We start from the raw sequence: 6,272 nt of genomic DNA, 5'->3' as shown, positions 1-6,272 counted from the left end.
GGTTCGGCGCAGTCGGCGCCGAACCCGCCCCTGCCGTCACTGAAGCACTGAAGCACTGAAGCACTGAAGACCCGCTGCCCCGCTGCCCCGCTCAGAGCCTGTGTCAGAGCGGCGTGGCGATCCGGATACGGTCGCTGTCGTTGTCCGAGAGGAACAGGGCCAGCGCCTGCCCCTGCTCGGCCACGGCGGTGCGGTCGGTCCGGGTGAAGCCGCTCAGTGGGGTGACCGTCACGGTGCCGTCCTCGACGGTCCAGGTCGCGGCGACGCGGCCGTCGACGAGGACAACGCGCGCACCGGCGACCGACAGGCCACGGTGATCGTCGTCGATGATCCGGGCGCGGTCGTGGTAACCGAGGATCACGTTGTCGAACGCCGGCAGGAACCGTACCGGGGCGGGCGTATCGGGGTCGGGGCGCGGTGCGCCGGGCAGGTCCAGCAGTTCCCGGCCCCGCTCGTCGCGGAAGGCGATGAGCTGCCCACGTACCGCGGTGACCGCGGCAGGCAGACCCGCGAGGCCGCACCAGGCCCGCAGATCGGCCGAGGCGGCGGGGCCGAACGCGGCCAGATACCGCCGGACCAGCGCCTGGCCCACCGGATCGGAGCCGTCCGGGTCCGGCGGGTCGATCTCGCGCCCGAGCCAGGAGGAGAGCATGACATTGCGTACTCCTGCTCTCGTACGCCAGAGCCCGCGCGGCGGGAGCTGCGCCATCGGGACGAGGGCGGCGACCAGCATCTCGCCGAGTGCCCGTGGTCCCGGGTCGGGCCAGCGCGCGGCGAGCGCCCGTGCGAGCTCGCTCATCGAGCGGGGCACGCCGTCGGCCATGACCGCCCGGCCCGCCGCCGCGAGCTCGTCCAGGTCGACCCCGGTGAGTTCGCGACGGTAGGTTCCCAGTACCCGTTGACGCAGCATGGCGGTGTGGCGGGCCCGCCAGGCCAGAGCGTCGTCGGCGGTGACGAGGTGGACGGTGCGGCGCATCAGGTGGGTCCTCACCACGCTCCGTCCGGTGAGCAGGCCCGACAGCGCCGACGGGTCGAACGCCCGCAGCCGGGACCAGAGCCCGACGAACGGTTCCTGGGGTTCCTGCGCCTGCAGACCGCCGAGATGCGCGACCGCGTCGAACACCGGGAGGCCGGCGCGGTCCAGCAGCAACTGCCGGGCCAGCGTCGCACGGTTGAGCGCCCGGGCGCCGAGAACCGTCATGCCGTTCAGGTTGCTTTCTGACCGTCGAGCGACTCGCGCAGGATGTCCGCGTGCCCGGCATGCTGGGCGGTCTCGGCGATGACATGCATCAGCACCCGGCGCGCGCTGTGCTCCGTCCCCGGCTCGTACCAGGGCGCCGCCGGCAGCGGGTGCGTCGTCGACAGATCGGGAAGGGCGGCGATGGTCTTCTCACTCTGGGCAGCGACCTGCTCGTAACGCTGGAGGATCCCGGCCAGTGTCTCGCCGGGCAGCATGCGGAAGTTGTTCTGGTGGTCGATCGCCCACTGCGGTATCTCGCGTGCCGTACCAGCCGCGAAGTCGGCCCAGGTGACGCCGTCGGGCAGGTCGAAACTCATCGCCGACGGGCCCTCGACCACGAAGCGCATCCAGCCTTCCTCCATGGACGCGACATGCTTGATCAGCCCGCCCAGGCTCAGTGCGCTGACCGTCGGGTTCGTGCCGGCCTGCTCGTCGCTGAGCCCGCGTGCCGCGGTGGTGAGGGCGGACCGAGCGGTCGCCAGCTCGGCGAGCAGGTCGGTCCGCTCGGCGTCGAGAGCGGGACGGGGTGTGGTCGTGGCGGTCACAGTGATCAGATCCTTCTGGCCGTTGTTGTCGTCGTGCTCGTTGTCGTCGTGCTCGTTGTCGTTGTCGGGCACGAGATGACAGTCGCAGAGGAAGCGGTCAGGTTGTGTCCGCTACTCGGGGCAGCATGGGGCCATGCCGAAAACATCCGCGCGCTTGCTGTCGCTGCTCTCGCTGCTCCAGACGCGCCGCGACTGGTCCGGGGCGTTGTTGGCCGAGCGGCTGGACATCAGTCCGCGCACCGTGCGCCGTGACGTCGACCGTCTGCGCGAGCTCGGCTATCCCATCGTGGCCTTCAAGGGGCCCGACGGCGGGTACCGCCTGGACGCCGGTACGGAGTTGCCGCCGCTGCTGTTCGACGACGAGCAGGCAGTGGCCCTCGCCGTCGCCCTTCAGATCGCCGGCACCGCCGGTGCCGGCATCGAAGAGGCCTCGCTGCGCGCGCTGAACACCGTGCGGCAGGTCATGCCCGCACGGCTGCGCCGCCGGATCGACACCTTTCAGGTCACCGCCGTCGAGCGGCCCGCGCCCCGACCGGAACCACAGCTCGACAGCAGCGTGCTCATGGCCCTCAGTGCCGCCGTCCACGACCGCGAGGTGCTGCGCTTCGACTACGCCCCGGCATCCCACCTGCCGGGCACCGGCGACAGCGCCCCCGCCCTGACACCACCGCGCAAGGTGCAGCCCCACCACCTCATCACCTGGGGCAGGCGCTGGTACCTCGTCGCATGGGACCTGGACCGTGAGGACTGGCGGACCTTCCGAGCCGACCGGATCACCCCGCGCATCCCTGTAGGACCCCGCTTCACTCCGCGCGAACTGCCAGGAGGTGACGTGGCCGCTTTCGTAACAGCCAGGTTCCGGGGTTCCGACGACTTCGGCTGGCCCTGCCGCGGTGTCGTGATCCTCGACCTGCCCGCCCACGCCGTGTCCCGTTTCGCGCGCGACGGGGCCGTCGAGGAACTCGGCCCGAACCGTTGCCGGCTCACCCTGGGCTCGTGGTCATGGGCGGGCCTGGCTGCCTCCATCGGCAGGTTCGACGCCGACATCGAGGTGGTCGGCCCGGCCGAACTGAAGGACGCGTTCGCGCACTTGGCCCGCCGCTACGCCGCTGCCGCGGGCGATCGACCGGACAGGTCCTAACCGAATCGGTGATGGCCCGCCTGTGCCATCACCGGAGTCAGCCCATCGACGGCCAACCCGAAGCTGCCGTGAGCGGCAGGGCTGTGACCGCTCACGGAGAGCAGGCCTATGACCTCTCCGAGGTCGTTGAGGAGCGGCGCCCCCGTTTCCTCGGGAGACAGCGCAGGACTCGTCCTGATGAGACGCAGTTGTCGTTTCGCACTCAAGTCGAGGTGATGCGGCATCAAGCCAAAGTGGCCCGGGTTCCGTCGGCTGCCTTCCGGGATCGGTGTGTCGCTCATATTCTCGTGCGCCAATGATCGCCGGCGGCAGGGGGCAGCGATGAGCGGCACCACACGCAGAGGATTCCTGGGGACGGCCGCGGTCGCGGCCGGCGGCGGAGTCGCCCTGGGCGCCGCCCAAGAGGCCTCAGCGCGCTCGGGCACCGCCCCACAGACCGTGGCCGTACTGGGCGGGGGCGTCGCCGGGCTCACGGCCGCGCACGAACTCGCCGAACGCGGCTTCCAGGTCACGGTCTACGAACGCAAGGCGCTGGGCGGCAAGGCCCGCAGCATGGACGTGCCGGGGAGCGGCACGGGTGGCCGCGGGCCGCTGCCCGGGGAGCACGGCTTCCGTTTCATCCCGGGCATCTACCACAACCTGCCCGACACCATGCGGCGCATCCCGTTCGCCGGCAACCCCAACGGTGTCCACGACAACCTCGTCGCCCCCAAGGAGATGCTGTTCGCCCGTTCCGGCGGCCGCGAGGACATCCGGATCCCCCTTCTCTGGCCCGGCAACACCCCGGCCGAACTCACCCCCGACGAGCTCCGCCGTGCCCTCACCTCGGTCCTGGACACCGCCTTCAACCTCCCCCTCCACGAGGCTCTCTACTTCGCCAACCGCTTCCTCGTCTTCCTCACCAGTTGCGACGAACGCCGCGACGAGGCCTGGGAACAGGTCCCGTGGTGGGAGTTCGTACGTGCGGGACGGATGTCGTACGACTACCAGCGCATTCTCGCCATCGGTATCACCCGCAACATCGTGGCCACCAAGGCGGAGGAGGCCAGCACCCGTACGGTGGGCACCCTGCTGGAGGCCTTCGCCTTCAACCTCCTCGGGCGGGGCGCGGACGGGCCCCTGGACCGGATCCTCAACGCGCCCACCAACGAGGCGTGGATCGACCCCTGGGTGACGTATCTGAAGTCCCTCGGGGTCGAGTTCAAGGTCGGCTGGACCGTACAGAACCTGCCCCTGGCGGCGGGCCGGATCGCCGGGGCCGTCATGGAGGGCCCGGAGGGTGTCCGCCGGACCGTCACCGCCGACCACTACATCTCCGCCATGCCCGTCGAGCACGCCCGCCGCACCTGGAACTCCGCCGTGCGCGCCGCCGACCCCCAACTCGCCGAGTGCGACCTGCTGGAGACGGACTGGATGACCGGCATCCAGTTCTATCTGACGGAACGTACGCCGATTCTGCACGGCCACCTCGACCTCATCGACTCCCCCTGGTCGCTGACCGCCATCGCCCAGGCCCAGCACTGGCCGGGCCATGACTTTCCCGCCGACTTCGGCGACGGCACGGTCGCTGACTGTCTGTCGGTGGACGTCTCCGAGTGGGACCGGCCGGGCATCCTGTACGGCAAGACGGCCAAGCAGTGCACCCGCACCGAAGTCGCCCGTGAGGTGTGGGCGCAGTTGCAGGCGGCGCTCAACGACAGCGGCCGTACGGTCCTCAAGGACTCCGTGCTGCACTCCTGGTTCCTCGACCCGGCCGTCGACGGCCTCGGCACCCCGAACCCGGTGAACGACGAACAGTTGCTCATCCATCCCACCGGGACCTTCCACCACCGCCCCCGGTCGGCCACGAAGATCCCCAACCTCTTCCTGGCCGGCGACTACGTGGCCGTACCCATCGATCTGGCCACCATGGAGGGCGCCAACACCTCCGCCCGGCAGGCCGTCAACGCCCTGCTGGAACAGGTCGGTTCGGCCGCCGCCCGGTGCGTTGTCACTCCGCTGTACCGGGCTCCCGAGTTCGAGCCCCTCAAACGCCACGACCGCACCCGCTACCTCCTCCGGCTGCCGAACCTCTTTGACGTCGGCTGACATCGTCCGGCATTGGCTGGCGTCAGCCGATGCCGGACGGCCGCGTCCGGTACGTGACCTCTTACGGACCGGTGACGTGACGTGTGTGCCCTGCGCCGGGGCACGGTGCCGGACCTAGGGTTCGGCACATGCGTGTACTGGTCACCGGCGGTGCCGGGTTCATCGGGTCCCATGTGGTCGAAGCGTTGCGGGCGGGCGGGCACGAGCCCGTGGTGTTCGACGTACGAGGAGAGGCGGGCGGTGACGTCCGGGACCGCGGCGCGGTCTCGCTCGCCCTGGCAGACGTCGACGCGGTCTGCCACCAGGCGGCGATGGTCGGTCTGGGCAAAGGAGTGGCCGACGCGGCGGAGTACGTCTCGCACAACGACCTCGGTACCGCCGTGCTGCTGGCGGCGATGGCCGAGGCAGGCGTGCGGCGGCTCGTGCTGGCGGGGTCGATGGTGGTGTACGGGGAGGGCCGGTACTCCTGCGCGCGGCACGGTGTGGTGCGGCCCGGGCCGCGGTCCGCCGCAGCTCTGGCGGCGGGGCGGTTCGAGCCGACGTGTCCGTCCTGCGACGCGGACCTGGTTTCCGATCTGGTCGGCGAGGACGCTCCGGCCGACCCGCGCAACGTGTACGCGACGACCAAGCTCGCGCAGGAGCATCTGGCCGCCGCGTGGGCGCGGTCGACGGACGGTACGGCGGTGTCGTTGCGGTACCACAATGTGTACGGGCCCGGGATGCCCCGCGACACCCCGTACGCCGGCGTGGCGTCCTTCTTCCGCTCCGCGCTCGCCCGCGGCGCGGCTCCCCGTGTCTTCGAGGACGGCGGTCAGCGTCGGGACTTCGTGCATGTACGGGACGTGGCGGCGGCCAATGTGGCGGCGCTGGAAGCGGACGCTGCCGGTGGCGGGCTGACGGCGTACAACACCGGCAGCGGAGAGCCGCACACGGTCGGCGAGATGGCCTGGGCACTGGCCACCGCGCACGGTGGGCCGGATCCCGTGGTGACCGGCGAGTACCGCCTGGGGGATGTACGGCACATCACCGCGGACTCGTCCCGGTTGCGGACCGAGCTGGGCTGGAAGCCCGAGGTCCGATTCGAGGAGGGCATGCGGGAGTTCGCGGTGGCGCGTCTGCGCGGTGAGTGAGAGGTGAGTGAGACCGGCCCTTCAAGCTGCAGTGTCTGTTCGTACGGCTTTCGTACGGCTGGTGCATGCGCCAAGCCTCGCACCGCGCTGCAGGCCGTGCCGCCCTCGGACCTGGACGTCCGCGTTTC

The 6,272-nt window shown here is 70.7% G+C and carries 5 protein-coding genes; 3 read left to right on the top strand and 2 right to left on the bottom strand.

Annotated elements, in window-relative coordinates; genetic code table 11:
• Positions 1 to 103: 103 nt before the first annotated feature.
• Positions 104 to 1,201 carry a winged helix DNA-binding domain-containing protein gene (locus tag AB0D14_RS42185; RefSeq protein ID WP_362789997.1) on the bottom strand — a complete coding sequence of 366 codons (1,098 nt, stop codon included), beginning with the start codon at positions 1,199 to 1,201 and terminating at the stop codon, positions 104 to 106.
• A 5-nt stretch (positions 1,202 to 1,206) separates the two neighbouring features.
• A complete protein-coding gene (locus AB0D14_RS42180; protein WP_362790007.1) occupies positions 1,207 to 1,785 on the bottom strand; it encodes a DinB family protein in 579 nt (192 codons plus the stop codon).
• A 133-nt stretch (positions 1,786 to 1,918) separates the two neighbouring features.
• Here AB0D14_RS42180 and AB0D14_RS42175 point away from each other — a divergent pair, with 133 nt between their 5' ends.
• From AB0D14_RS42175 to AB0D14_RS42165, 3 genes are all read left to right on the top strand, one after another.
• Positions 1,919 to 2,926: a WYL domain-containing protein gene (locus tag AB0D14_RS42175; RefSeq protein ID WP_362789995.1), complete on the top strand. Its 1,008-nt coding sequence runs from the start codon at positions 1,919 to 1,921 to the stop codon at positions 2,924 to 2,926.
• Between the two features lie 321 nt (positions 2,927 to 3,247).
• Complete coding sequence (locus AB0D14_RS42170; protein ID WP_362789992.1) at positions 3,248 to 5,014, top strand: FAD-dependent oxidoreductase; 1,767 nt, start codon at positions 3,248 to 3,250, stop codon at positions 5,012 to 5,014.
• Positions 5,015 to 5,142: 128 nt separating this feature from the next.
• Positions 5,143 to 6,144 carry an NAD-dependent epimerase/dehydratase family protein gene (locus AB0D14_RS42165; RefSeq protein WP_362789990.1) on the top strand — a complete coding sequence of 334 codons (1,002 nt, stop codon included), beginning with the start codon at positions 5,143 to 5,145 and terminating at the stop codon, positions 6,142 to 6,144.
• The last annotated feature ends 128 nt before the right edge of the window (positions 6,145 to 6,272 follow it).

Source organism: Streptomyces sp. NPDC048484, assembly GCF_040651415.1.
Classification (GTDB): domain Bacteria; phylum Actinomycetota; class Actinomycetes; order Streptomycetales; family Streptomycetaceae; genus Streptomyces.
Note: the sequence above shows the minus strand (reverse complement) of the source record. Positions and strands in the feature narration are given on the sequence as shown.

What these genes read in the sequence shown, in the direction of transcription:
- AB0D14_RS42185 (WP_362789997.1), bottom strand. Translation starts at nt 1,201, where the DNA reads ATGACGGTTCTCGGCGCCCGGGCGCTCAACCGTGCGACGCTGGCCCGG.
- AB0D14_RS42175 (WP_362789995.1), top strand. Translation starts at nt 1,919, where the DNA reads ATGCCGAAAACATCCGCGCGCTTGCTGTCGCTGCTCTCGCTGCTCCAG.
- AB0D14_RS42170 (WP_362789992.1), top strand. Translation starts at nt 3,248, where the DNA reads ATGAGCGGCACCACACGCAGAGGATTCCTGGGGACGGCCGCGGTCGCG.
- AB0D14_RS42165 (WP_362789990.1), top strand. Translation starts at nt 5,143, where the DNA reads ATGCGTGTACTGGTCACCGGCGGTGCCGGGTTCATCGGGTCCCATGTG.